Raw genomic sequence first — 25258 nt, 5'->3', positions numbered from 1 at the left:
ATTCATGGGCAAAACCAAAAAAGACGAAAAACCACGCGGAACCGATCCTTTAATCAATAAAAAGGCAAAGTTTAATTTCGAACTATTAGATTCGTTCGAGGCTGGTGTTGTACTCACAGGTTCTGAGGTAAAATCCCTTCGGGAAAAAAAAGGAAACCTCACCGATTGTTTTGCCAAAGTTCGGAACGGGGAAGTGTTTTTAGAAAACTTTCAAATTCCTCCATACAAAAACGGAGGTTATGCGAATCATCCCGAAATTCGTCCTCGTAAACTTCTCCTCAAAGCAAAAGAAATTGAAAAAATTGATAGGTCGATTAAAGAAAAGGGACTCGTCCTTGTGGCGACTCGTTGTTTCTTTAAAAACAATCGTTTGGTGAAAATCGACATTGCCCTTGCCAAACCAAAAAAACTTTACGACAAACGTGACGACATTCAAAAGAAGGAAGCCAAAATCGATATGGAACGAGCCATGAAGGAACATTTACGCAAATGAAAGGACTTCCTGTCGTTACCATCGTTGGTCGTCAAAATGTGGGTAAATCCACTTTATTTAATGCCATTCTCAGAGCACAAAGTGCGATCACTGAAAACACTGCCGGTGTCACAAGAGACGTTTTGCAAAAAACAGTCGAAAGATCTGAATTTAAAATTCCGTTCACTTTGTCCGATACGCCGGGGCTTGATATTGAAAATATTGATGAAATTTCCAAAGAGATCATCGATATCGCTTTTGAACATTTACGAAATTCGGATTTAATCCTACACGTAATCGATCATAAAGACTTACGTAAGTATGATCACAAGTTGATTGACCTCTTTAAAAAAGACGAAATTTTAAAAGACAAAATGGTTCTGACCCTGATCAACAAGGTAGATACTGAACAAGATGAATACGATCTGGAACCATTTTACAAACTGGGTTTGAATGAACTTCTACCGATCTCGGCACTCGGGCGTCGTAATTTTGATCTACTCTATCAAAAGATTAATTTTTTTCTACCCGACAAAATCAAAATGCCGGAAGATCCTTATTGCAAAATTGCCATTATTGGAAAACCTAACTCTGGTAAGTCGTCACTCCTCAATACCTTTCTTGGATACAAACGTGCTGTAGTGAGTGATGTACCTGGAACCACAAGAGATTCTGTTTCCGATCAGTTCTATTTTCAAAACCAAAAATTGGAAATCATCGATACCGCTGGGATTCGTAGAAAATCCAAAACGGGTGAAAGTTTGGAATTCTATTCTTACAAACGGACCCTTCATAGCTTAGGGGAGGCCGATGTTGTGGTTCTCCTTGTCGATGCGATGAAGGGACTCGGTGAATTCGATAAAAAGATCTTTGGGGAAATCCAAGAACTCGGAAAACCCATGATTGTGGCTGTGAACAAATGGGATCTGGTTCCGGAAAAGGAATCCAATTCCTGGAAACACTATAAAGACCGGATGGAAGCCAAACTATCCATTCTTAAGGAACGTCCTCTGATTTCTCTCTCCGCGAAAGAGAAGGTTAGGACTCACAAACTTCTGGAATCCGTGGTTGCCCTCTATGAAAAGTCCCAGAAAAAGCTCACTACCCGTGCCTTAAATGACTGGTTAAGCAAGTGGGGGGGCAAAAATAAGGTTCAGAAGGCATCGAATCGACCTCCGAAGGTGTATTACGCCACGCAAGTCTCCCAGATTCCTTTTAAAATACTGTTCTTCGTGAATGATACGAAACTCTTTCCGTCAAATATTTTAAGCTTTTACCGAAAGAGTATAGTAGCGGAGTTCGGACTCGATGGCCTGGCTGTTGAAATTGAACTTCGGAACAGAAACGAGGGTAAGGAGGGCAGGGAATGATTCTTGCCGCAGTCCTATTGAGCTACCTTTTTGGTGGCATTCCGGTTGGGTTTCTCCTAGCCAAACAAGTGCGCGGGATCGACATCCGCGAATACGGAAGCCGTAATATTGGAGCGACCAATGTGGGTCGTGTCATTGGTTGGAAGTATGGAATCATCGCTCTCTTTTTGGATGCACTGAAAGGTGCCATTCCTGTTCTCTTCGCTTCTTATCTTGAGTCTCCTTATTCCCTAACTACGACTCAAATTTTACTTGGATCTTTCGCCATCCTTGGGCATACCTTCACTCCCTTTCTTCATTTTAAAGGAGGGAAAGGTGTGGCAACAGCTCTCGGCGTGTATCTAACTCTTGTTCCCATTGTGACAGTTTGTGCGGTTGTGATTTTTTTCATTGTTTATAAGATTTCGGGATTTGTATCTCTTGGGTCGATTCTTGGTACTCTGTCCATGCCAATTTGGTATTTTGGATCCTCTAAACTCATTCCTGATTCGGAATATCAACCACTTATCTTTTTTGTATTAGTTGCTACTTTTTTTCTAATCTCTTATTCGCACAGGGAAAACATCAAACGTTTGGTGTTAGGCAAAGAACTACGAGCAACACAGAATGCAAACTGAACGAGAATCGGTACTCACACAAAAAGAAAAACTTTTTCTTCTTACTAAATTTGTAGAAGATCATCCGGAAGCAGAAATCCAGGACTTCTACAAATGGTTGTACTACGGCGAGTTTGGAATGGAAGAATCCTCTCTCATCATGACGGGAAAACAATCTGTCCCAGAGTTACATGTCGTTCTTAGTGAAATCAAAAAAGAAGAATCAGAAACGAAAGAGTCCGAACTCATTTGGGAGCCAATGGGACTTGCCGCTCGGTTTGTCAAAGTATATTTAACAAAGTATTATCATACAGATTGTCCCGTGAAACGTCTCGTCAATTTATTAGAACGTTCTCCTGCCTTTCGTGGGGCAAGGATGAGCTTTAAATTGGATTGGAACTTATTAAAAGAAACTGTTTTGGAACTTCGACCAGAATTAACCCGTCGTGATTTTATTAACTTTGAAGAAAGGATTAATTTTCACCAATTGCCTGCACTTCCCTATACAGATGGTTATGCGGAGAAAAACCCTTTTGCTTACCGAGTGGTATCGCAAAAACTTTTTTTTGATTATTTTCCTGAGTTCGAAGACAATTCTGTATTTCATCCTTTTTCTGGAAATGAATCGATCATTGGGTAAAGACTTCGTTTTAAATACCTAATTTCTTTTTTGATGGATTGGATCAAAAGTTGGTTTTTACGATCTAACTCCAAATCTTTATGACGCAAAATATAAATTTCAGTTTTACGAACCATTCGTCTTAGGTAAGACTGTTCGCGAATCCAAATCCAAAGGTCCGAATCCTGGAAAGGTTTTTTTTCCGGATCCGCCTCAAATTGGTTTAGACCTTGTTCCATAAATTCTAAATCTTTTTGAATGGTTTGAAAAAGTTTTTCAGATCCGTTCGGATGTAAGTAGGTTGGATGATCTTCTTTTCCCTGGTTGGTTTTTTCTTTCTTTTGGGGATAAAGAGATTTATTTTTCGAACTTGTTTCTAATTCTCTCTTTTCCTCGAAGCCCATCTGCCAAATGGCAATCTTTCGCCAAGGATAGTTATGATTGGGTGTGTTTTCTAAATTTTCTATCGCTTTGTCTGGACGAACGGACGGAATCCCAGCAATCTCTGCCCCATCTTCATTCACATTGAAGAGTTTCATTTCGGAAACACTGGTTGCGGATTCTTCAAACCAATGTCGATACAAATCCAAAACATAATCGGTAAGGACAGTGCCTTCTGCACCTGCTTTTGGCACAAACCTAGTTTCTCTTTTACGAATGATCACTTCATTGATTCGTTCTAAACTATTTTTTCTGTTAAGTAATGTGAGCCATTTCTCGTTATGATGGGTTCCCGTGGAATGGATCTCTCTTCCCGAATAGGCAAGGTCTTGGCCAAGAAAATACACGGAAGTAAATCCCATAAAACGTAACATATCAAAAGCAGTGGTTGCCACAGACCCACCTGACTGAATATCTCCCACTTCATTAAATACCTGTTCGGCGAGCTCTCCTCCTGCCGTGACTTCCCTAACCAGAGCTCCTTCCGCATCGACTTGGTATTTGGCTGTGACGGAATGGACAACGGACCTGAACATTGGTTCACGAAGGAGTGTGGGGGAACTAACTAGGTCCGCAAAAAGTGGAATTTTTGTCAGACTCTCACCCATAAAATGAAAAAAGGAATTGGTTTGGGCATCCAGAGTCACAACTCCATCTGCTTCTATCCCAGCTTTGATTAAAACTTTGAGAGATGTATCACAAGACAAAACAAATACCTTGTCTCTCACATTTTGCAACCAAGTTAGATTCTTTCGTAAACTAGGACCAGCTGACACGAGTACGGCGGTTAAACCTTTAAATTGATCTTTAAGTGAAGAAATTGGATACCGGACAGGTGGTGTTTTTCCCACATGAATCAAATTCCAAATGGAATTTTTAATCCATAATCTTTCAAATTCAAACTTAGTGAGTAGGTCACTCATCTTTGCCGAAAATACTGTTTGGGTTTTTTCTTCTAATTCACGATAAATTGGGTTTCGATTTGTATCGGTTGGGTTACGGATGACTTTGAGTCCACTCACGCGTTCGATCGGTAAGGACTCAAGATAGTTAAAAAACAGAGGAAAAAATGCCTCTCCTGAAAATAGATGTCTTCCGGGAATCGTCATTACTGGTTTTAAAATCTCGTCCCAAATAACGGGGATTAGGGTCTCGTCGTCTCCAATCAGAATTAAAATTTGACCTGGTGCCAAAGTTTCACTGATTTTTTGAATGAGGTGAGGGTTCCCCAGTCCAAACAAAATGACAATGTCGGTAGACTTTAAAGAATAGGTATCGAGCAAACGGATGGCTTGTGTTAGGGGAGAGAAGGAAGAGGATAGGGGTTCTCCATTTAATGAGACATAATATTCCCCTTCCTTCTTTGCAGAACCCAATTCCCAGAGATTTTCAGAAGAGAAGTTTCTGAAATAATTTCGTAAGTATGGCTTCCTTTCAAAAATTTCACTGGAAATGGGATCGATAATTTGGGACATAATACTATCTAAGGTTTTTTCTTATGTCTCTCAAGTAATGTCAACTGGGAAACAGGGAAATCGAACGGCGAAACATATATGCATTTAAAGAGCCTAAGTATTGTTGGATTCAAAACATTTGCGGATGAAACGGAGATCAATTTCGATCCTGGGTTTACTGCTGTCGTCGGACCGAATGGTTCGGGAAAATCAAATATTGTCGATTCCGTAAAATGGGTCTTTGGAGAAAAAAGTGCCAAGGGACTTCGAGGAGAGAAGATGGACGATGTCATCTTCCACGGAACAGAGAGTAGGCGGCCTGCTGGGTTTTCAGAGGTTTCGATTCTGTTTGATAATGATGACCATTTTTTCAACATAGATTATCCTTCTGTCAAAATCACTCGTCGTTTATACCCTGATGGAGAAAACGAATACTATCTCAATGATATCAGGACCACAAGAAAGGATATCGAAAAAACACTTCTCGATACAGGAATTGGTAAGTCGAGTTACAGTATTTTGGAACAAGGTCGCGTGGATCAAATTCTCAATTCCAAACCAGAAGAAAGAAGGGCCATCTTTGAAGAGGCCGCTGGTGTGTCTCGGTTCAAACTGGATCGGAAAGAAGCCACTAAGAAGTTGGATGATACCAATCAGAATTTACTTCGGATCCAAGACATTATGAATTCCATGGTGAAAGACCTGGAAGTTAAAGAAAAACAATCCGAAAAAGCAGAACAATATTTCAAACTTAAATCTGATTTAGATGAGTCCGATAAAAACCTAAGGTTTTTAAAACTGAGAGATTTCAAACGTAGGATGAAAAAATCGGACGAAGAACTGCTTGAGATCCGTGAAAAAAACAAATCTATCTTATCTCTCATTCAAAACGAAACCAATTTGATTTCCGAAAAGGAAACTACCAAAGAAGCAAAGGAACGTGAGATCGCAGAAATTGATAAAAAATTATTCGATCACCTTTCTAAAAGCCAAATCCAGAAAGAGAAAATAGCCAAAAACAAAACATTCATTTTGGAGTATGAACTTCGGATTGGAGAAATCCTTTCTGCTTTAGAAACAGAAAACCAAGCCACAATCAAACTAGAAGTTGAGAAACGTGGGATTGAACTTGAAAACGAACGCCAAAGAGAAATCCAAACCACTCTCCAACAGGAAATCCAAACCCTAGAATCCCGACGTGTTTCTTTGGAATTGTCCATCAAGGAAGAAGAAAAGTCCATTGAGGAAAAAGAAGGAAGGATTGGTGAAAATGAAAAACGCCATATCACCCTTCGTGACAAACAAAAAACGGTAATTTTTGAACTCATCCAAGAGTTAGAAAATAAAAAAAGAGAATCTAAAGAAGGTGAAGAGATTCGTAATGCCGACAAATTGGAACTTCTTTCCGATTTAGAATTGTATCGTAAAAACTTAGAGCTGGCTCTTTCCCATTTAGAAAGAACCCAAGTTTCTGAAGGTATTTCACGGTTACAAGAAATCAATTTTGGCCAGTACTCAGAAAAACTATCAGGGTTTTTGAAACGAGAAGATGATTTTAGAAATCTACTTTTTGATAAAGATGGAATCCTTTCTAAAAAAGAATCCATCGATCAAGAAATCGAAGACTTAATTTTAGAAAACGAAAACCTAACTCGCGGTATACGAGACCATCAAAGTAATATCATTCTGCACAGGAATCATTGGGAAGAAACTAGAACTCATATTGTAGAAATTGAGAAAAAACTTCTCGAATCCAACTCTCGTTTGGAAAACCAACAGAAAGAAATTGCTGTTTTGGATGAACGAATTGAAGAAATCCAAAAACGAATTTTAGGTGCTAAGGAACAAGAATCGGTCATTCGAGAAAAGAAAGATAGCCTTGAAAAAGAAGTCGAAGTTTTAGAAAAAGAAATTGAAGAATCTTACCAAGAATTTCTTTCTATGAGTCGGATTTTGGAATCAGAGAAAGAAACCTTACAGTCTCTCGTGGAAGAGATTTCAGGAATCAAATCCAATATCACTAAAAACCAAGAAGTATTTCAAAACCTTTTGCCATTACTTTCTGAAAAAGAAAGAACGAGTTCCGCTCTCAAAGTGCAAATCGATTCTCTTGTGGAAGAACTCTATAATGACTATTCTCTTACTGATTCCGAATTGGAAACGGAACGTGGGGCTCTTGATTTAGACCAAAAAGCAGAAGAGAGAAGGCTTAGATCCTCCAAGTCGGAGATCCAGTTACTTGGTTCCATCAACCCACTGGCGATTGAAGAGTATCGTAACATCAAAGAAATCTACGAACACAATCTCAAACAGAAAATCGATATTGAAAGTTCGAAAAAAGATATCGAAGAAGTTTTAAAAAGAATCAACGAAGAATCGGAAAAACTTTTCCAAGAAACCTTTGAGAAAATCAAACAGAACTTCCAAGAAACTTTCTCTACATTATTTAATGGGGGAAGGGCCACATTGGAACTTACGGAAAAAGAAGACTCTCTCAATTCCGGAGTGGAGATTATGGCTGAACCTCCTGGCAAACATGTTCAGAATTTGCGTTTGCTCTCAGGGGGAGAGAAGTCTCTTACTGCGATTGCTCTTCTATTTGCAATCTACATGGTAAAACCAAGCCCGTTCTGCTTTTTAGATGAAATTGATGCAGCACTTGACGAGGCAAACAAACTTAGATTTTGTCAGATCCTTGACCGGTTCAAAGACAAAACTCAGTTCATTGTGGTTTCTCATGCTCAGTCCACAATCTCTAGAGCCAATGCCATCTTTGGTGTCACCAACGAAGAACCAGGAATCTCAAAGATCCTTTCCCTTCGATTGGATGAGGCCAAATCACTCTCCAAACAAATCTCACAAAAAACCGGAACTGACAACTAAGTCGGTTCCATTTCGTACGCGAAAAAAGGTAAGAGCTATGTGGATAGCCTTACCTTGATTTCTTTTGATTCTAGAGGTTTGTAGTTATTTATTGCCTTGCATTTCTTTCATAATGCAAGAAGAGAATGCTTTGCAAGAATCACCGCTAGATAAGCAGCCTGCAATTTTATTGTAGTATTTAGGTCGGTTACAGTTGAATTCACAACCTCTTTTAAGGGTGTTTTTTTGCTCTTCAGAAGCATTTGGATTCACTTGCACTGTACAGCTGTAAAACTTATCGCAGGCCTCTTTACATTTAGGAAAGTCAGCTGCTTGGATGGATCCAGTAAATAATACCAGAACCAGAATTGAAAACAAACGGTTTGTTTTTTTCATACCTTGTCCTCTCGATCTTTGGTAGCGAAGACGGGAGTCGAACCCGTGACCTCAGGGTTATGAATCCTGTGCTCTAACCATCTGAGCTACCTCGCCCTATAACCTTAGATCGTTTGGTTGAACTAAATCTTTAGTTCTTTTGTCATTTTTTGGAGAGAATGAGATTGGTAAACAAAAAAAAGCCCCGACGGTTGCCGGGGCTTTTTCTCTTAGCAAGAGTAAGTAGTGAGGAATTCGTATGGGTGAGGGCGACCTTCCCATGGCCAAATTTCTGTTTCAAACTTGTAGTGTTGGTATGTTTGTAGAAAGGTTTCTGAAAACACATCACCTTGTTTGAATATTTCTCTTTGAGCAAGCATTTCTTCCACAGCTTCACGAAGTGTGTGAGGCATTTGACGAATTCCTTTTTCACGGATTTCATCTAAAGAAAGTTCAAAAAGATCTTCTTCACGTGCAGGACCTGGATCGATTTTTTCTGTAACTCCAGCAAGACCTGCCATAAGTAACGATGCGAACGCCAAATATGGGTTAGCTGTTGAGTCTGGGAATCGGAATTCCACACGTTTCGCTTTTTCACCGCTCACAAAAGGAATACGGCAAGAAGCAGAACGGTTCTGAGCAGAGTATGCTAGAATGGAAGGAGCTTCGAATCCAGGGATGAGTCGTTTGTAAGAGTTAGTTGATGCGTTAGTGAATGCAGCACAAGCTCTAGCGTATTTTAAAACTCCACCAACATAGTTGAATGCGAAGTCAGAAAGACCTTGGTATTTATCTCCAGCAAAAAGGTTTTTTCCACCTTTCCAAAGAGAGATATGAACGTGCATACCGTTACCGTTATCACCAAAAAGTGGTTTTGGCATGAAAGTAGCCGTTTTTCCGTGTTTATGAGCTACCATCTTAACGATGTATTTTAACTTTTGAACGTTGTCAGCGGCTTCAATTAAAGTTCCAAACTTAACACCGATTTCCCCTTGAGCCTGTGCTACTTCGTGGTGAACCACAAAAGTTTCCATTCCAATGGACTCTAGAGTTTTTACAAATTCTGCACGAAGATCAACTTGTGAGTCAATCGGAGCTACTGGGAAGTAACCACCTTTCGTTCCAGGACGGTGTCCAGAGTTGAAGTTGATTTTTCCTGTATTGCTGTTTCCTGGAATTTCGGAGTGAGTGTTCCAGATCCCTTCATTGGAATCTAATTCATAGTATTGGCAGTTGATTTCATCGCGAACACGTAAGCTGTCGAAAACAAAAAATTCGTTTTCTGGACCAAAATACGCAGTGTCTGCAATTCCAGATTTGTTCATGAAATCTAATGCTTTTTTTGCAATGGAACGTGGGCATTTTTCATAGTATTGTTTTTTGTAGATATCCCATACATCACAAAACATAACGATTGTTTTGTCAGCGGTAAACGGATCTAAAAATGCCGTAGAAATTTCTGGGTGTAATTGCATATCGGAAGCATTGATTGGCTGCCAACGAGCAATGGAAGATCCATCAAAAGGGATACCTTTGAATGTATCTTCATCAACGGAATTCACATAATACGATACGTGGTGCCACATTCCTTTGATATCCGTGAAGCGGAAGTCGTAGAAAATGACTCCATTTTTTTTGGCATACTCAACCACTTCCTTTCCGGAAGTAAATTTTGGGGTTGCGAACTGCATTTGATTCTCCTTCTTTCAGAGGTCGGTCTGATTGTTGTAATCTGATTTCCATTTAAATGCAAGATTTATACCAAGGCATTTCGACCTAAATATAAGGGTTTCGTGGAGTTTCTAAGCATATTGAGCGAAACCTCATGCCTTGAAATTAGACGATTTGCAAGTAAATTGAATCATTCGCTTATATAGTTAGCAAAATTGCACTATTTAAGCTTCCGCCATTTCGAAATACTATCTACAAAGCGCATGATTTGGTCAACGGAATCGGTTAATTTCCGATGAGAATTCGGAAAATTTTCGGATTTCCAATTAAATATGTTTTTTTTATGGCAATGGTCGAAGATTCCTAGAGGTTAGAATCTAGATGAGTTCTCGGACACCCGATTATGGTCGTTACCAACATTTAGAGAGCTTCATCCGCCTTTCTAAAGACGCCATTTGGTGTTATGAGTTGGACATTCCTATGCCCATCTCTCTTTCAAAAGAAGAACAGTTGGAATTTATTTGGCGCCATAGCATTGTCAGAGATTGTAATTTACCTTTGGCTCAGTTTTACGGTTATCAAACTACCCAAGAAATTATAGGTAAGTATTTAAAAGATTTAGTCCGTTTGGAAAGTGTAGACTTACTCCGTCAGTTCATTCGTGATTTTTACCAATTAGAGAATTACGAATACTTTGTAGAGTTATCCGACGGACACCAAAGGGTCTTTCTGATGAATTCCCATGGCCAAGTGGAAGATGGACATCTTGTCCGGATTTGGGGCCAACAAATTGAAATTTCTTCTATCAGGGAATCGGAAGTCAAACTTTCCGGGCTTTTGAAATTTTCCCAGATTGTAACGGAAGTTTCTAAAACCTTTGTCCATTCGAAAGCTGAGTTTGTATCTGATGCCATCCAGTTTGCTTTGGAAGAACTCGGTAAATACTCCCGAGCGGACAGAGTGTTTGTCGCAGAAATTTCTCCAGACAAACAATTTTTGTCCGTATCTCATGAATGGGTGCAGGAAGGAATGCCTTCTCTTTACCAAGTCGGAACCAAACTTCCTATCGCAAAAATGAATCCAGAACGATTGGGGATTTTAGCTTCTGATGGTGTGATTCATATCGCGGATACTTCTCTTATGGTGGATGAACCTTGGCATTTGGATTTATTCAAACGTGCGGAAGTTCGTTCCCTACTTGTTGTGGGATTACGAGATGAAGGAACTGTGATTGGAATTCTTGGAATTACCACTTACAAACAAGTTGGCAATTGGTCAGAGGAAACCAAACGGTTACTCGGTTTGATTGCAGGTTTTATTTCGCAAGGGTTAGTTCGTGCTAAAAATGAAATCAAACTCATGAAAAAAGAAAAAATCTTACAAAGATTTTATTCTGATATCAAAGAGGATTTAGCACTTGCTAAGTTAACCCAAGAAGCTTGGGTTGCTAAGGATTTTGGTGAAATTCCAAATGTAAAAATTCAATCTCGGTTTTTACCTTACGATGAAATCGGTGGGGATTTAATTTTATACGAAAAAACAACGGAAGATCGTATTGATATTTTTTTTGGAGATATTTCTGGTCATGGAATTTCTTCTGCACTCGTTTCAGGAATCGCTGCCGTATCCTTTAAAAAACATTCTAAATTAGAACTCGGCCCTTCCGAAATTTTAGCTGCCATGCATTTGGAGCTAAAAACCATTATTTTCAAACACCATATATCTGCTTGTGTCCTTCGTTTGTTTCCAAAAGAGAGAAGGGTTGAGTTTAGTTTTGCGGGCCATCCCCCTGTTGTTTTTTGGAAAAAGAATGAACGTGTGATGAAACTTGTAAAAGATGAAATGTATCCCATCCTTCTTCTTGACTCTTGGGAAGGCAGAACCATTTCCAAAACCTTTGAAGAAGGAGATTGTTTGCTTTTGTATTCTGATGGAATTTATGAATTGGAAGAAGAGGCCGGTGGATATATTGGACTTGATATTTTTTTACAGGAACTTTCTGAAATGATTTCAGTTTCTGATTCTGCTGATAGTTTACTTAAAAAAATGATCGCTAATTGCCTCATTGATAAGGACAGAATCATTCATGATGATATTGCGGTTCTTTTTATGGAATTTTAGTTCTCTCTGTCGGCAAGATCTAAAACTTTTGCATCAGCTTCTGGATACTTTGCCAAATACTCCGATACAATTTTCTTTTTTCCATCGAGCCTATCCAAATGGTTTTCGATGATATGTCCGAAATCTAATTTGCCAGTAACAATTTCATACCGTTCTGTTTCGATGGTTCCTAAATCCAAATCAACGGGGACTTCGTTGGCTTTGTCCGCATAATCTTTTGCTTTTTCCCAGTAGGGAATGGCTTCTTTGTAGAAACTTTCCGCAACTGTGAAACTTTCTTTCAGTTCGTGGGCAAAATCCAAATTATAAAAATAAACGTGGCGTTTGTCGAATTTAGAAGCAAGTCGCATATAGGAACGCATGATTTGAATGTTGATGTGCATAAACATCAAATTTCGATATTTATAATATTCTTTTTCTGTTTTGGTTTCACAGAGGGAATGTTTTGGGTGGCGAAACCGCTTTCCTAGTGCGATTTTTAACCAATAGATATTTTTTCTAATTTCATTATCATTATAATGTTGTTTTAGATTGTATAATTCGTAAAAATCTTCTAAATATTTTGGTTCCCATTTATGGAGTTTGTAAGGTACCCAATCAGAAAATTTGGTATAAGGGCCATTTTTTTCGTATTCGTAGTTGTAATCGATGTCCGTTTCCCAGGCCCCGAGGGAAATCGAAAACAAGGAGGATAGAAATACGATAGAAATGACCAATCCTTGTTTCATTTCTAAAAGTATCGGTAAAATTCCCCGATTCCCCAACAAAGGATTCTTATTTTAGAGGGACCACCTCGGCCACCCATTGGTACCCAACCCCTCGCACGTTGCGGATCGAGTCTTCGCCCAGTGCATCCCGCAGTCGGACAATGGCATTGTCTATGGTTCGTTCCGTTGGAAAACTCTCTTCCCCTACAATATTGTCCAAAATCTCCGAACGACTAAAAACTTTTCTGATATCAGATAGGAGAAGGGCGAGTAGTGCGCAGTCCCGCTTCGATAGAAGGACGGAAGTTCCGTCTTCTAGTTTTACAAGAAAAGAATCCAAATGGATTTCTGTTTGGTTCATTTTCCATTTTTGACCAAAATGAGGACGAGTTTGTGCCACCACTCGTTCCAAACGAATGAGAAATTCTTTTAAATGAAAGGGTTTGGGAATGAATTCGGCAGCACCGAGTTCAAAGCCACGAAGTCTTTCCTGTGCACCCGCTTGGGCTGTTAAAAATAGAAAGGGTATGTCTTTTTCTTTGGATACAAAAAGTTCTGCTAGTTGGAACCCGTTCCCATCAGGAAGTCTTAAGTCTAGTACCACCAAATCAAATAAACTCGGAGAAAATAGACCTTCTGCTTCTGTTGCTGTTTTGGCCCATTGGACACGGTATCTGTCTTGTTCCAATCGTTCTTTTAAAGTTTCACCTAGGCCTTCGTCGTCCTCAACAAGCAAAATTCTTGGTTTCATGGAACCTCTTTTAGGATCAGCTTTACTTGAAATCCGGACGTACTGTTCGGGAATTCAAGAGACCCTTTCATTTTTTCGATTAATTTTTTAACGATATACAAACCAATTCCACTCCCACTGGTTTTCGAATGTCGTAAAAATGGAAGAGTGAGATTCTTTTTGTTTCCGACAAATCCATTCCCATCATCTTCTAAAAGAAAGTGAATGAATTCTTTTTCTTTGGTTACAGTCAGTTTGATGGTTTTTGCTTTTCCGTGGCGTTTAGCATTTTCACTTAAGTTTTTCAACATAGCAAAAAAAGCTTTTTTATCTAGATGGACTTTCGATTTTTCCGGTATTAAAATATTCCAGTGGAGATCTGGTTCATGATGCGCATAGGACTCACGTAAATCGGTAAGAGTAAGTGTTTCTAAGTACAAAGATTCCCCTTGCATAAGGCTCGCAAGATAAAATGCATTGCCCATTTGTGATTCAATGCGTTGGTTTTCTTTCCAAATTTTTTCTAATTTTCTTTTGAGTTCGGGATGTTTTGTTCCTTCGAGAAGGACTTCGATTTGCAACTGTAAGCTGGCGATAGGTGTTTTCATTTCGTGAGTGACCGTCGAAAAAAAATCAGAAATGAGTTTGGAACGTTTGTGGTCTCTGTAAGATAAAACAGCGAGTGTTACTCCACCAAGAGTTAACATGGAAAGAAAAAAAGATCCTTCCAATTGTAACATCCGGTTCACTCGGTCGAGTTCCACCTGTCTTTCTGCACTGATAGAAATTTCTGATATGGTTTTTGCTTGGCGGAACCCTAAAATCCACCACCACACACCCAAAGAGAGTGTGAGGAAAAGCCAAGCCAGGGAAAAAAACATTCGAAATTGTGCTGATCCTCTCAAATTCGCCTCTCAATTCAAGTTAGGGCCAAGCGAATGGGCGACGAGCAAAAAAAGATGTTGTCACATTGGAAGAACCCGAGAATTTATTTTTTAGGAGAACAACTTTGAACTTCGACGAAATCTCGAAACATCTTGGAAACGACGCGGAATCCCTACTTGGATTCAAATCGCCAAAAATCGCTAAAGAACTAATCCACGTGCCTGGCTCTGACTGGGTTGATAGAATTTTTGCTCCGACAGACAGGTCTGTACCTGTGCTTCGTAGCATCCAAACCTTACTTGGCAGCGGTCGCCTTGGTGGGACTGGTTATGTTTCCATCCTTCCGGTAGACCAAGGGATTGAACACTCTGCTGGTGCTTCTTTTGCGAAAAACCCGATCTATTTTGATGGCGAAAACATCATCAAATTGGCAATCGAAGGTGGTTGTAACGGTGTTGCGACGACTCTAGGTGTTCTTGGATCAGTGGCAAGAAAGTACGCTCATAAAATTCCTTTCATTTTGAAAATCAACCACAATGAACTTTTAACCTACCCAAACAAAAGTGAACAAATTTTGTTCGCTACTGTAAAACAAGCGTACGACCAAGGTTGTGTTGCGATCGGTGCTACCATTTATTTTGGTTCTGCTGACTCTGGACGCGAAATTGTAGAGATTTCAAAAATCTTTCAAATGGCTCATGAACTAGGAATGGCAACTATTCTTTGGTGTTATGTAAGAAACAATGCGTTCAAAAAAGACAAAGACTACCATGTTTCTGCAGACTTAACAGGACAAGCAAACCACTTAGGTGTGACTATCCAAGCGGATATCATCAAACAAAAGTTACCTGAGAATAATGGTGGATACAATGTGTTAAACCAAGAGTCTTCTTATGGTAAAACAGACAAACGTATCTATTCTGATCTTACTTCTGACCACCCAATTGACCTCACTCGTTACCAAGTAGCAAATTGTTACATGGGAAGAGCAGGTCTGATTAACTCTGGTGGAGCTTCTGGAGAAAACGATTTACAGGATGCAATCAAAACAGCAGTGATCAACAAACGCGCTGGTGGAATGGGACTTATCTCTGGAAGAAAGGCATTCCAAAAACCAATGAAGGACGGGGTTGCATTACTCAACGCCATCCAAGACGTATACTTATCGAAAGAGATCACAGTCGCTTAAAAGACTTGGAATCATTTCGAAACGTAAAAAAAAGAAGGGCAGGGGTACTTGTATCTCTGCCCTCAATTATTTCTGAACATTCATTTGAATGTGGTGACATTTATAGTTTATATCCACTTTGTGATTGGGCTAAAGATGTTGGCTTTAGTATCATTCAATTATTACCCTTAAACGATACAGGATTTGGATACTCACCTTACAGTGCTATTTCTGCCTTTGCAATCGATCCACTTTACATATCTTTACACAAACTAGGTTTCAATTCCAAGTCTCGCAAACGTGAGATTCGGTTTTTACAAAACCATCCCATTCGCATTCGGAATCTAAAATTAGAAATCATTCGTAAATATTATACAGAAAACCAAAAAGAAGCCATGAGTGAGGCTACTTATTTTTTGGAAAAACACCATTGGTGTTATTCTTATGCAGCCTTTCGCCTTTTATATGAAGAGTTTACGGATAAAGGTTGGTGGGAATGGCCTAAGGAATACCAAGATCCAAATTTTGCCAAAGAATATATATTTTCCAAACGTAGAGAAGATGCACTATTTTGGGTGTATTTACAAAAAATCGCCTACGATCAGTTATCTGAAGTGAAAACCTATTATGAAGATATGGGATTGTATTTGAAAGGTGATATGCCAATCCTTACTTCCAGGAATTCTTGCGATGTTTGGGAACATCCTGAATTTTTCATTATGGATTTGCAAGCGGGAGCTCCGCCAGATGATTTTTCTAAAACAGGGCAAACCTGGGGATTTCCTGTTCTCAATTGGGAAGTTCTAGAAAAAACAAACTATTCATGGTGGAAAGATCGTTTGTCTTATTTAGAATATTTTTTTCATCTCTATCGGATTGATCATGTGATTGGAATGTATCGGATTTGGTCCATCCCGAGTGCAGATGCCACGGCACTTCATGGTTGGTTTCATCCCCAATTTGGAATCGCAAAAGATGAATTCCAAAAAGAAGGATTGGATCCGAAAGAATTTGAGTCACTTGGGCTCATTCATGAATTCAAACCAGATCATTATATTTTCTATTGGGATTTTTGGAAAGAGGCTGGTTATCAAAACTTACCTGAAGAAACCAAAGCGAGACTCTATCCTTTATCAGAACTTCACATCAAAGAAGAAGAAAAACATTGGAGAGAATCAGGGGAAAAGATTTTAGAGATTTTCGAATCCTTTTCTTCTATGATTCCTTGTGCGGAAGATTTGGGATCTGTTCCTTCCTTTATACGTGATTCTTTATTTGAAAGAGAAATGATTGGAATTGATGTGGTTCGATGGACAAGATCATTTACGACGGGTGAGTTCATTGAGGAAGAATCATATAGGAAAAATGCAATCTCTGTATTATCAACACATGATACTAGTTTGGTGATGGACTGGTGGAAAAATGAAGGAGATGAGGAATCCAAACTTCAGTTTTTCTTTGACCGATTAGATAAAAAAAGACCGGAATCAGATGATGAGATTTTACTTGGACTACTGGAATTTGTTTTTAAGACGAGTAGTCTTTTTTCCGTTCAACTATTTCAGGATTTAGCGTTGGGAGTTCCCGATGTTTTAGAAAACCCGGAAAAACACCGCATCAATCTTCCAGGAACGGCAGACAGATCCAATTGGACGTACCGGTTTCCTATCTTAATCGAAGACTTTGCTTCGGATTTTAAAAGGAATTTGGCACTTCGAAAGCTCCTAATTGATTCCGGTAGAAATTCATAATTTTTTAGAATTTTTACAATTATGACAGGTTCGTTCAAGTCTCTTTGAAAATCTTCTGGTAAGATTGGTTTTTACACTCGGAGGTCTCCCTTGAGATTTGCAAAAGAAATGGCGTTCTATTCCGCTTACCATCAGGAAAAACGCAATGTCCTCATCCACGTGCTTGGTGTCCCTACGATCACCTTCACTCTATTTGTTGTCCTCAGTCGCTTTAGCCTTTTTGAATACAATGGCTTCCATGTGTCTGCGTCCCTTGTCTTCACTCTAGCAGTGCTAGGGTATTACTATACTTTGGATGTGTTGTTTGCTTTTGTGGCGACTCTAGTGTTTGGAGGTCTTTTTGTAACCTCCGAGTGGATCACAACTCAATTGCCTGCGACCACTGCTTGGACCATTTTTGGTTTAGGGCAAGTGATTGGTTGGGGTGCGCAGTTCTACGGACATTTTATTTTTGAAAAAAGTAGACCAGCTCTTTTTGATAATTTATTCCAAGCACTTGTATCCGCCCCTCTATTTGTAGTAGCAGATGTTTTCTTTGAACTCGGATACCGATTGGATTTGAAAGCCGCTGTAGACAAAGAACTAAAAGAACGCGGTGTTTGGAAAGACTTCTCACATAAAGCTGCATAAATAAGAAGAAATCTATGGCAAACAGGGCGGTGGAGGGAGGATACTCTCCACCAAACCTTGATTTCGTGAATCATAAGTAAATATTCGAATCTGGATCAAAAAAATAAAACAGGTTCAGATTCGAATATCCTCGAATTAATTTTCACAAAAACATACCTTATTCAAAGACTGACTTCCTAAAAATAAAGAGGGTTTGACTCCAAACATCTTTTTGAAGGTTCGTGATAGATGGGCTTGGTCACTAAAACCTGCTGCATGAGAAGCAGTTGTGAGATTTTCTCCCGATTGTAAAAGTTTGGCGGCAATGTGAAGCCTTTGCCATAATAAATACTGACGGAGAGGGATGCCCATATTTTCTTTAAATAGATGCATAAATCTGTCGGTAGAGATTCCCGAAATTTCAGAGAGTTCTGTAAGAGTGACTGGACTTGGAATTTCTTTTTTGATCTTTTTGATCGCCATTTCAATTCGTTCATCATATTTTTTGGAAATCGTTTTGGAACCAAGTAGGGATAAAATTTGATTATAAATGGAACGAGCCGATTCGCAGGTCAATGTCTCACCAAATAGTGGTTCAGCGAGAGCCTTGATTTTAGACCGGATTTCTTTTTCGATCGTTTTCGGGGTCTCGTCCATTTCGATTCGTTTGTATTCATCTGATTTCGGATCTAATTGGATGATGAGCATTTCCGAATGGGACCCATCCAGTTTATGGTAATAGTTGGGTGGGATGATGATTCCTCGAGACTCGATTGCCAGATTTTCTTTGTCATACAATTGGAAGGTATCGGTTAAAGAAACTAAAATGGATACTGCATAATGAGAATGTGGTTCTGTAACGATGCCTGCTGTTCCTAGGAGAATTCGCTCTCCAAAGTAAAAAAGACTTCCCTTTCTTTTCAAATTCATAACCTAGAAAAATTCTAAGAACCATTCTGAAAAAGGCAAGGATTATCGAATGAAAAAGAAACTTTCGAGGATTCTTTTCTTCGTTTTTATTTCTTAATTATTTCCTAAGGACAAAGTTTTCGCCGTTTTTAGGGCCTGATTTGCGGATAAACAGTCTTCGTTCTACAGAAACTCCAAGTAACACTTGATAGATGTCTGTGAGGATGGGCCGCGAGGAATAATAACCATGCCCAAGTCCTCCCACACCAAGAACTGGATCATCGACTTCATTGACATTGATGACATCCACTCCCGAATATTTAAAACACATTCCAGCTCTGGGAGCACCATTTACTTTTTGAGAGGCAACAAGGGCATTGTCACCAGGAGAACAATATAAGGTAACACGTTCTGAAGATTTAGTTAAGTCAGATAAGATGAGTTCAAATTCGTTTTTATCAAAGTCAGGAGCATTCAAAATGAGTTCTGATAAAAATTTACTTTTTCCTTGTTTGGCTAGATTTGCCACAGAAGGTAGAACCACTTGGTGACCCATACTATGAACTACTAAATGGATTTTTTTACCAAGCCCCGTGATATCGGTTAAAAATTTGGCGAAGGGTTCTCTGTTGATTTTGGCTTCTGTAAAGTTTAGGTCGTAAGTTGACTTGACCATTACTTGTCCGAAAATCCCAGAATCCGCTCCCGCAGGCCAAGAATAAACGACTACTTCTCCTGGAAACTTAAGATCATATTTGATTTGTCCCGCGCGAAGAACTGCTTCATCAAAGTTGACATTAAATCCATGAACAAAAACCAAAACTTCATTTGAAGCAGAGGATTTAATTTTATTTAAAAATTCTCTGTCATCGGTGTTGATGCGGCCTTTGAATTGAAAGAACTGGTTTTTATCTTGGGCATTATCGAGAGAGATGTCCCCAATGATATGTTTGGATGGAATGTTTACCAAACAAATTCCGTAGTGAGGGTTGATGTCGGTAATGAATCCAAAACTTTGGGTATCACAATTATCCTTCACCGTCATTTCACGACGAGTGGTGACAAAATGAACATTTAGAATTTTTGTTTCATCAAAAGGATCAACAATTCGTTTATTGATCTCTTCACCAATTTTGGGAGAACAGGAAACAAGTAAATTTACGATAAAAAACAAAAAACAAAGTGATATTAGTAAAGTTGAATGTTTTTTTGTGAAGGTTACTTGGTTCATAGAAGAAGATACCGATCTCATTTGTAAGAAAATCCTTTGATGATTTTTGTGGGATTTACGTTTTTCCCGTCTTTGATGATTTCGAAATGGAGGTGAGGGCCAAAACAATACCCTGTACAACCGGATCGAGAGATGATTTTCCCAGCACTGACATAGTCACCTTCTTTCACAAAAAGTTTAGAATTGTGCGCATATAAAGTTTGGTAATTATCATCATGAGTGAGGATGATTGCGTTTCCATACCCACCCATCCAACCAGAGTAGGTAACTTTCCCTTTCCTTGCTGCATAGACAGATTCGTAATTGGCACGTAAGTCAAGGGCCATATGAAATTTGTATTGAGGATAAGAGCGGGTTCCCCATCCAGATGTGATGACTTTGGAAACAACCGGGATTCTCCAAACAGGTCCTGTTTCCGGAATGACTGCTCCTGGTAAAAATACCTTTTGTCCAGATTTGAATAAATCATAATCTTCTAATTGGTTTTCCGAGTAGATATCATCAATTTTTACTTTATAGTAGTCTGCAACTTTGGCGAGTGTATCCCCTTTTTTTAGTTTATACACTAAACCTTGTTTGTTGGGGATATTTAGAATTTGTCCAGGGATGATGGTTACTTCTGGATTAATTCCGGAACTTCCGGCAATGGATTCTGCAGAAAGTTTGAATCTACGAGCAATGTCTGAAAGAGTTTCGTTTTTTTTGACTTTGTATTGAGTGACTTTTAATTTTTTGTTTTTGTTTTCGGCCAAAGCATCCAAATCCGCAGACCGAAGGATGGCCATTTTTTTATCTTCTGTTTCTTGGAGGTACTTGGCATCCGCAAGTTTTGCTTCTTTATCCTTTACGTCGTTTTCTTCCACCTCGGTAGACATACTGAGGAACTCTTTTTCCATCAAACTTTCTTCGTAGGTTTGTTTGTCGAGAAGGACAGATAAAAAGAAGGCTAAGATAAAAGATGATAAGAGTAGAGGAAGGATTCTATACCGTTTCCGGTTAAGATCTATGGTGCCGTGGAGAACGCTGGATTGTGATTGGAGATTATAAAAATACTTACCGGGGGAAACTTGGATAACATTTACGTTTCCCCAGCGTAACACATGCTTACCGATCGTAGATTTTTCCGGTGATCGCAGTAGCATGTGTGGATAGACTTAGTTAATCCTTGGTATCTAAGGATTTAATACCGCCAAAGGACTCTTCAACAATCTTACGAACGTCTTTTTTCTGACCGCCAGTGATTGTGATATTTCCTTTTGCAACTACACCTTTTTGGAGTTCTAAATAAGGAGCTGTAATATCACCTAACATACGACCAGTACCTTCGAGTTTAACCTCGTTTTCGGCTTTGATGTTACCGATGAGGGTTCCAGATACGATGACTTCTCTTGCACTGATATTAGTTTTTACTTTACCAGTTTCCCCGATAACAAGTGCGTCTTCTGTTTTGATATCACCTTCGAATTTTCCATCGATTCTAAGTGAACCTGCGATATAAAACTTACCTTCAAATATCGACCCTGGTCCGATAACGCTATTGATGGAATCCTTACCTATTGCCATTCCTGCTCCTTTTCCCCTTCTGTGAGAATCAAAATTTTCGGTCTTCTTGACAAGCCTTTTTAGTAGTCGATTTCCTCATCTCCGCTAAAGACCGACTTTTTTCGTTTCGGTGGCTTTGTGGAGAGGGGGAGTTTTTCTACTTTTTCAGGTTTTTTCTTTTCTGTGTGCACAACCGTAGAGGATGGAACCGTTTGCCTTGTTTCTACTACGTTCCATGAGGACCCATGGTCGTTACATACGTCTTTTGGTGCTGTTTGTGGGATAAAATACTCTTCGAATAGGTCATGGCACTGAGATCCCGGAAGTTTTCCAGACATCCTGCAGACTGTTTTTTTGGTTACTTTTACCTCAGGAAGCCATGGAAAGTCGATGGCAGGCTCACGGTCTAGGGCTCTCGCCATAAAACGACCCCAAACAGGCGCCGCTAATTTGCCACCCGTCATCCCTCGTCCCAGAGAGATGGTTCCTACATCATATCCAAACCAAACCGAAGTGACAAGTTCTGGGGTATAACCAACAAACCAAGCGTCTCGGAAGTTATTCGTCGTTCCTGTTTTTCCATAAGCTTTGCGACTGAGTCCATAAGACAAAGCTCCGCGTCCTGTTCCATCTTCCACCACATCTCGCATCATCGAAGTGATGAGAAAGGCAGCTTCTTTTGATATGATTTGTTTGCGATCAGTATCATCAAAGTCCTTACGAAAGTCTTTGATGACTTTGCCGGCATTATCTTCTACATACAAAACGGAGATAGGATTTACTGTTTTTCCACCAGAGGCAAGTGCTGCATAGGCTCTTGTGAGTTCATAAGGTGTGAGTTCAAAAGAACCGAGAGAAACACTGAAGTTATAGGGAATGTCTCGCCCTGGTAGTTGTAAGAGACCTCGCAAACTATCCATTATGTGAGAAAGTCCGACCTGTTCCAATACACGAACAGCCACAGAGTTTTTGGATTGTTCGAGGGCTTTTCTGAGTAAGATAAAACCAGAGTATTCGCTACTATAGTTTTCAGGAGCCCATTCGTCTCCATCTTCCATTAAGTATTGGAGGGGAGAGTCTGCAAACAGTGTAGCGGGTGTTACATTTTTTTCTGGGTCAGGATTTTTTCCAGAGTAGTCCATAGCAGCTGCATAAAGAACTGGTTTGAAAGCAGAACCCGGTTGGCGGAATGCTTGGAAGGGACGAATTTGTTGGTTGTCGGAACGAAAACCAGAACCACCCACAAGGGCTGTGATGTATCCCGTTTCCGGACGAATGGCAATGAGAGAACCTTCCACAGGAAGGAGGTGGTCTTTTGTCGATTGTGAAGTGTAGTTTTTATCGATCAAATCACCTAGAAAGTCATCACCAGTAAGTAGGTTTAAAGCAGAGAATTCATCCCGTATGTCTTCTTGGTAGGCAGAAGAAAACGTACGTTCTGTACGAGAGATTCGAAATTTAAATTCAGGTAAGTCATGCAAATCTGCAATGAGAGAATATCCACTTCCATACAAATCATCAAAAGCATCTATATTACGAAACGCTCTTTGGTTGGATTCTATCGTTTGTCTTTGGAGGGCAGGGAGAAGGGCTTTTTCTGCTTCTTCTTGGTGACGAATTTGGATGGTGGAATAAATTTTAAGCCCGCCGTTATACAAACGACCGGAACCAATGGAACGAATTAAGTTTTTTCGAATGTATTCCGTGACATAGGGAAATCGGTTCAGTCGATCCGAAAACGCAGAATCATTGGGAGAACGGTTTAAGTTGGTGTAATATTCTTCAAGAGCCGCATATTCTTTTTCTGCATCGGCTACGGACATTCTTCCATTCTCAACTAACTTACGGAATACGACTCGTACCTTGTTCATACTCGAAACAGGATTAACAATGGGACTAAATTGGGTGGGTCTTGTCGTGAGACTGGCGAGGATGGCTGCTTCCCCCCAACTTACATCTTGTACTTCCTTTCGAAAGTAAAACCGAGAAGCCGCACCAACGCCAATGGTTCCATGTCCGAGGGGAATTTCATTCAAATACACTTCTAAAATTTTATCTTTGGGATATACTAGTTCGAGTAAAATCGCAAGCCAAGCCTCACGAGCTTTTCTTGCAATGGATCTTTCTATGGATAAAAACTTGAGCCTTGCTACTTGTTGGGTGATGGTGGAGGCACCTTCCTTCACTCGCCCCGCCATAAGGTTCACAACAAAGGCACGAGCAATTCCCTTTAAATCAATTCCATTATGGGAATAAAATGAATTATCCTCAGTGGATAAAAAACATTGGATCACCTTGTGTCTGTTATCTGGAGAAAGAGATGTTTCTTCTGATTTTAATTGTTCTAAATGAACAGGAATCCTTGAGAATTTATAATACTCGGCTATGGGTTCGTATTCCCCTTTGTCGTTCAAACCATACAAAGTGGATGGGATATCATAATCGGCAGCTTCCTGTAGACGAAAGAAGTCTTTTACAGAACCTGTGAGTAAAAAAACATTTAAAGCACCAAAGGCAAAGATGGCAATGGTCGTGTTTCTTAATTTTTTGTCTCCGATCCAAATTCTCTCTGTGACAATTCGAAACCAAATGATAAAATATTTTTCAAAGAGCCCAACGGGTTCTTGTTTCATACATTTCCCTTAACATTATTCCACATCAAACGAGTGGAGAAAATTCCTTCATATGATCAATTCCGTGGTAACGGAGACCCGTATCCAAATTATAACCACCAAGAGAATCCAGGATTTTCGATCTGCTTTCCGGAGAAAAACTATATTCGTAGGCTCTCGTTAAAATTTCTTTGCAGGCTTGGCTTGCTTGGTTCAAAAGTTCGATAAATGAGTCATTGAACTTACGTTTTGGGTCAGCGGGATAAAACCATTCCCTTTTTTCATCATTCATGATCTTGGGATTGATATTCTCGAGAGTAGGCAACATCAGGACACTGGCATTGTATTTATGAAAGGTCAGTGTATCCACTACACTTACAAGCCCTCGCATAAACGTACTTCTCGAATCTAAGGTGGAAGTGAACCGGTAAAACCCAAGATAGGATTCATTTAAGATATCACCCGGAATGATTTTTTTTTCGGAACCTAAATAGGAGGAAGCAAATTCTTCAGGATAAGTTTCTTTGATGGATTGCAACCAAAAGTTCCAAAGAACTGGATCCATTTTGTTTTTAATCCCTACTGTTCTGTGGCGGATGTCAATGTACTGTGGAAAATCATATTCTTTAGCACTCATTCCCCAACGATGGTTGATAAGAAGTGTATCTAACCCAAACTCCACTTTCATATGGTTGACCTGTGCTTGGTAAGAGATCTTCTTATCGTTGTTATAGTAGTCCCCTGAGATATAAAAAATATAAGGATGGGTTTGGATGTCTACCACGCAGTGACAAATATATCCCAAAGTAAAGGCAAGGAAACGGTCCCGGTAGAGTCCCATTTCGGTGTCATGAACTTGGTCTAAAAAATTTAAAACCAGTTCTGCTACTTTATGGTGGTGGGCAAGGTCACCAAAAAAAGCGGCTTTTTTCGTTCGTTTGGGTTGCAACACATGATAAAAGTAAAAGATATCGGGAGCCACGGCACCAAGATTAGCATAGGACGCAACATCTGGGCGTGAAAGTAAGGTAGCAATCCTACGTTGGGTTGCATTTCCATGTTCCAAATGTTTTTTCACTTGGGAGAGAGCTTCGATATGTGTAATCTTTCCTGCCATTTTCTACTTTTTTGAC

Annotated in this window: 21 protein-coding genes and 1 tRNA gene; 9 read left to right on the top strand and 13 right to left on the bottom strand. The window is 39.6% G+C overall.

Annotated features, from left to right (window positions below):
* The first annotated feature begins 4 nt into the window (after window positions 1-4).
* The 4 genes from smpB to CH361_RS08085 are packed head-to-tail and all read left to right on the top strand — an operon-like array spanning window position 5 to window position 3078.
* Window positions 5-493 (top strand): SsrA-binding protein SmpB, encoded by a 489-nt coding sequence (gene smpB, locus CH361_RS08100; protein WP_100790313.1) that lies wholly within the window; start codon window positions 5-7, stop codon window positions 491-493.
* Window positions 490-1842 (top strand): ribosome biogenesis GTPase Der, encoded by a 1353-nt coding sequence (der, locus tag CH361_RS08095; RefSeq protein ID WP_100790312.1) that lies wholly within the window; start codon window positions 490-492, stop codon window positions 1840-1842. The genes smpB and der overlap by 4 nt, the downstream gene beginning before the upstream one ends.
* Entirely contained in the window at window positions 1839-2459 is a 621-nt protein-coding gene (plsY, locus tag CH361_RS08090) for a glycerol-3-phosphate 1-O-acyltransferase PlsY (protein ID WP_100790311.1), read from the top strand. The genes der and plsY overlap by 4 nt, the downstream gene beginning before the upstream one ends.
* On the top strand, window positions 2449-3078 hold the full coding sequence (locus CH361_RS08085) for a hypothetical protein (protein ID WP_100790310.1): 630 nt from the start codon (window positions 2449-2451) through the stop codon (window positions 3076-3078). Before plsY ends, CH361_RS08085 begins: the two co-directional genes overlap by 11 nt.
* Here CH361_RS08085 and CH361_RS08080 read toward each other — a convergent pair.
* Entirely contained in the window at window positions 3042-4973 is a 1932-nt protein-coding gene (locus tag CH361_RS08080) for a motility associated factor glycosyltransferase family protein (RefSeq protein ID WP_100790309.1), read from the bottom strand. The genes CH361_RS08085 and CH361_RS08080 overlap by 37 nt on opposite strands.
* A gap of 78 nt (window positions 4974-5051) precedes the next feature.
* Between CH361_RS08080 and CH361_RS08075 the strand changes: the two genes are divergently transcribed.
* A complete protein-coding gene (locus tag CH361_RS08075) occupies window positions 5052-7835 on the top strand; it encodes a chromosome segregation SMC family protein (protein ID WP_100790308.1) in 2784 nt (927 codons plus the stop codon).
* Between the two features lie 84 nt (window positions 7836-7919).
* Here the strand turns inward: CH361_RS08075 and CH361_RS08070 are convergent, their stop codons facing one another.
* The 3 genes from CH361_RS08070 to glnA all read right to left on the bottom strand — a co-directional run bounded on the left by CH361_RS08070 (window position 7920) and on the right by glnA (window position 9880).
* Window positions 7920-8210, bottom strand: a complete 291-nt coding sequence (locus tag CH361_RS08070; protein WP_100790307.1) for a Cys-rich protein — start codon at window positions 8208-8210, stop codon at window positions 7920-7922.
* Window positions 8211-8229: 19 nt separating this feature from the next.
* Window positions 8230-8306, bottom strand: a tRNA-Met gene (locus CH361_RS08065).
* Between the two features lie 113 nt (window positions 8307-8419).
* Window positions 8420-9880: a type I glutamate--ammonia ligase gene (glnA, locus tag CH361_RS08060; protein ID WP_100790306.1), complete on the bottom strand. Its 1461-nt coding sequence runs from the start codon at window positions 9878-9880 to the stop codon at window positions 8420-8422.
* Between the two features lie 361 nt (window positions 9881-10241).
* Here glnA and CH361_RS08055 point away from each other — a divergent pair, with 361 nt between their 5' ends.
* Complete coding sequence (locus tag CH361_RS08055; RefSeq protein ID WP_100790305.1) at window positions 10242-11981, top strand: PP2C family protein-serine/threonine phosphatase; 1740 nt, start codon at window positions 10242-10244, stop codon at window positions 11979-11981.
* On the opposite strand, the gene CH361_RS08050 is transcribed toward CH361_RS08055, so the two are convergent.
* Genes CH361_RS08050 through CH361_RS08040 form a run of 3 tightly spaced genes read right to left on the bottom strand, consistent with a single transcriptional unit; the run spans window position 11978 to window position 14299 of the window.
* The gene (locus CH361_RS08050; RefSeq protein ID WP_100790304.1) at window positions 11978-12709 is read right to left on the bottom strand and encodes a hypothetical protein; all 732 of its coding nucleotides are present in this window, start codon (window positions 12707-12709) and stop codon (window positions 11978-11980) included. The genes CH361_RS08055 and CH361_RS08050 overlap by 4 nt on opposite strands.
* Before the next feature lie 46 nt (window positions 12710-12755).
* Window positions 12756-13439, bottom strand: a complete 684-nt coding sequence (locus CH361_RS08045) for a response regulator transcription factor (RefSeq protein WP_100790303.1) — start codon at window positions 13437-13439, stop codon at window positions 12756-12758.
* Window positions 13436-14299, bottom strand: coding sequence for a sensor histidine kinase (locus CH361_RS08040; protein ID WP_100790302.1), 864 nt, complete (start codon window positions 14297-14299; stop codon window positions 13436-13438). The genes CH361_RS08045 and CH361_RS08040 overlap by 4 nt, the downstream gene beginning before the upstream one ends.
* Window positions 14300-14427: 128 nt before the next feature.
* On the opposite strand from CH361_RS08040, the gene CH361_RS08035 reads away from it, so the two are divergent.
* The 3 genes from CH361_RS08035 to CH361_RS08025 all read left to right on the top strand — a co-directional run bounded on the left by CH361_RS08035 (window position 14428) and on the right by CH361_RS08025 (window position 17852).
* Window positions 14428-15492, top strand: coding sequence for a class I fructose-bisphosphate aldolase (locus CH361_RS08035; protein WP_100790519.1), 1065 nt, complete (start codon window positions 14428-14430; stop codon window positions 15490-15492).
* 5 nt (window positions 15493-15497) lie between these two features.
* Window positions 15498-17222 carry a 4-alpha-glucanotransferase gene (locus CH361_RS08030; protein WP_100790301.1) on the top strand — a complete coding sequence of 575 codons (1725 nt, stop codon included), beginning with the start codon at window positions 15498-15500 and terminating at the stop codon, window positions 17220-17222.
* Between the two features lie 90 nt (window positions 17223-17312).
* Window positions 17313-17852: an Mpo1 family 2-hydroxy fatty acid dioxygenase gene (locus tag CH361_RS08025; RefSeq protein ID WP_100790300.1), complete on the top strand. Its 540-nt coding sequence runs from the start codon at window positions 17313-17315 to the stop codon at window positions 17850-17852.
* A 135-nt stretch (window positions 17853-17987) separates the two neighbouring features.
* Here CH361_RS08025 and CH361_RS08020 read toward each other — a convergent pair whose 3' ends face one another.
* From CH361_RS08020 to CH361_RS07995, 6 genes are all read right to left on the bottom strand, one after another.
* A complete protein-coding gene (locus tag CH361_RS08020) occupies window positions 17988-18761 on the bottom strand; it encodes a helix-turn-helix transcriptional regulator (RefSeq protein WP_100790299.1) in 774 nt (257 codons plus the stop codon).
* A gap of 97 nt (window positions 18762-18858) precedes the next feature.
* The gene (locus CH361_RS08015; RefSeq protein WP_244279707.1) at window positions 18859-19992 is read right to left on the bottom strand and encodes an alpha/beta hydrolase; all 1134 of its coding nucleotides are present in this window, start codon (window positions 19990-19992) and stop codon (window positions 18859-18861) included.
* Window positions 19989-21113: a M23 family metallopeptidase gene (locus CH361_RS08010; RefSeq protein ID WP_165782236.1), complete on the bottom strand. Its 1125-nt coding sequence runs from the start codon at window positions 21111-21113 to the stop codon at window positions 19989-19991. The genes CH361_RS08015 and CH361_RS08010 overlap by 4 nt, the downstream gene beginning before the upstream one ends.
* Window positions 21114-21129: 16 nt before the next feature.
* A complete protein-coding gene (locus CH361_RS08005; protein ID WP_002974102.1) occupies window positions 21130-21534 on the bottom strand; it encodes a bactofilin family protein in 405 nt (134 codons plus the stop codon).
* 59 nt (window positions 21535-21593) lie between these two features.
* Window positions 21594-24146, bottom strand: a complete 2553-nt coding sequence (locus CH361_RS08000) for a penicillin-binding protein 1A (protein WP_100790297.1) — start codon at window positions 24144-24146, stop codon at window positions 21594-21596.
* A gap of 25 nt (window positions 24147-24171) precedes the next feature.
* Entirely contained in the window at window positions 24172-25242 is a 1071-nt protein-coding gene (locus CH361_RS07995; RefSeq protein ID WP_100790296.1) for a zinc dependent phospholipase C family protein, read from the bottom strand.
* Window positions 25243-25258: the final 16 nt, after the last annotated feature.

Origin of the sequence: Leptospira brenneri, assembly GCF_002812125.1 — a bacterium.
GTDB lineage: Bacteria > Spirochaetota > Leptospiria > Leptospirales > Leptospiraceae > Leptospira_A > Leptospira_A brenneri.
The sequence above is the reverse complement of the archived record's forward strand: the minus strand, read 5'-3'. Positions and strand labels throughout refer to the sequence as shown.

What these genes read in the sequence shown, in the direction of transcription:
- smpB (WP_100790313.1), top strand. Translation starts at nt 5, where the DNA reads ATGGGCAAAACCAAAAAAGACGAAAAACCACGCGGAACCGATCCTTTA.
- der (WP_100790312.1), top strand. Translation starts at nt 490, where the DNA reads ATGAAAGGACTTCCTGTCGTTACCATCGTTGGTCGTCAAAATGTGGGT.
- plsY (WP_100790311.1), top strand. Translation starts at nt 1,839, where the DNA reads ATGATTCTTGCCGCAGTCCTATTGAGCTACCTTTTTGGTGGCATTCCG.
- CH361_RS08085 (WP_100790310.1), top strand. Translation starts at nt 2,449, where the DNA reads ATGCAAACTGAACGAGAATCGGTACTCACACAAAAAGAAAAACTTTTT.
- CH361_RS08080 (WP_100790309.1), bottom strand. Translation starts at nt 4,973, where the DNA reads ATGTCCCAAATTATCGATCCCATTTCCAGTGAAATTTTTGAAAGGAAG.
- CH361_RS08075 (WP_100790308.1), top strand. Translation starts at nt 5,052, where the DNA reads ATGCATTTAAAGAGCCTAAGTATTGTTGGATTCAAAACATTTGCGGAT.
- CH361_RS08070 (WP_100790307.1), bottom strand. Translation starts at nt 8,210, where the DNA reads ATGAAAAAAACAAACCGTTTGTTTTCAATTCTGGTTCTGGTATTATTT.
- glnA (WP_100790306.1), bottom strand. Translation starts at nt 9,880, where the DNA reads ATGCAGTTCGCAACCCCAAAATTTACTTCCGGAAAGGAAGTGGTTGAG.
- CH361_RS08055 (WP_100790305.1), top strand. Translation starts at nt 10,242, where the DNA reads ATGAGTTCTCGGACACCCGATTATGGTCGTTACCAACATTTAGAGAGC.
- CH361_RS08050 (WP_100790304.1), bottom strand. Translation starts at nt 12,709, where the DNA reads ATGAAACAAGGATTGGTCATTTCTATCGTATTTCTATCCTCCTTGTTT.
- CH361_RS08045 (WP_100790303.1), bottom strand. Translation starts at nt 13,439, where the DNA reads ATGAAACCAAGAATTTTGCTTGTTGAGGACGACGAAGGCCTAGGTGAA.
- CH361_RS08040 (WP_100790302.1), bottom strand. Translation starts at nt 14,299, where the DNA reads ATGTTTTTTTCCCTGGCTTGGCTTTTCCTCACACTCTCTTTGGGTGTG.
- CH361_RS08020 (WP_100790299.1), bottom strand. Translation starts at nt 18,761, where the DNA reads ATGAATTTGAAAAGAAAGGGAAGTCTTTTTTACTTTGGAGAGCGAATT.
- CH361_RS08015 (WP_244279707.1), bottom strand. Translation starts at nt 19,992, where the DNA reads ATGAGATCGGTATCTTCTTCTATGAACCAAGTAACCTTCACAAAAAAA.
- CH361_RS08010 (WP_165782236.1), bottom strand. Translation starts at nt 21,113, where the DNA reads ATGCTACTGCGATCACCGGAAAAATCTACGATCGGTAAGCATGTGTTA.
- CH361_RS08005 (WP_002974102.1), bottom strand. Translation starts at nt 21,534, where the DNA reads ATGGCAATAGGTAAGGATTCCATCAATAGCGTTATCGGACCAGGGTCG.
- CH361_RS08000 (WP_100790297.1), bottom strand. Translation starts at nt 24,146, where the DNA reads ATGAAACAAGAACCCGTTGGGCTCTTTGAAAAATATTTTATCATTTGG.
- CH361_RS07995 (WP_100790296.1), bottom strand. Translation starts at nt 25,242, where the DNA reads ATGGCAGGAAAGATTACACATATCGAAGCTCTCTCCCAAGTGAAAAAA.